This window comes from Streptomyces sp. DH12 (assembly GCF_020873895.1).
GTDB lineage: Bacteria > Actinomycetota > Actinomycetes > Streptomycetales > Streptomycetaceae > Streptomyces.
Map to the genome: position 1 here is coordinate 1 of NZ_JAHWGT010000811.1, position 483 is coordinate 483.

A 483-nucleotide genomic window follows, 5' to 3' on the forward strand; every position below is an offset into this window, starting at 1 on the left:
TTCTACGTCAACGTGCCCATCGGCGTCCTCGCCGTGCTGCTGGGCCGGCGTCTGCTGCCGCGGACCCGGAAGTCGGGGCGGGGCCATGTGGACGTGCCGGGTGTGCTGCTGCTCGGCCTGGGCGTGCTGGCGTTCATGTATCCGCTGGTGCAGGCGGAGTCGGGCGGGCTGAGGCGGCTGTGGTGGCTGTTCCTCGTCGGCGCGGCGGTGCTCGCCGTGTTCGTGCGGCGGCAGCGGCGGCTGCTGGCCCGGGGGACGACGCCGCTGCTCGACCCGCGTCTGTTCTCCACCGTGCGCGGCTACGCCATCGGCGCGGGCGTCGGCACCCTGTACTTCATCGGCTTCAGCGGCGTCTGGCTCGTCTTCGCGCTCTTCTACCAGCACGGACTGCACTACTCCCCGCTGGAGTCGGGGCTCGCCGTGACGCCGTTCGCCATCGGCTCGGCGGGTGCCGCGGTCGTCTCGGGGCGGCTCGTCGACCGG

The 483-nt window shown here is 72.9% G+C and carries 1 pseudogene; it reads left to right on the forward strand.

Going from position 1 to position 483, the window contains the following annotated elements:
- A pseudogene (locus LPA54_RS37200) lies at window positions 1-483 on the forward strand (MFS transporter); the annotation flags it as partial.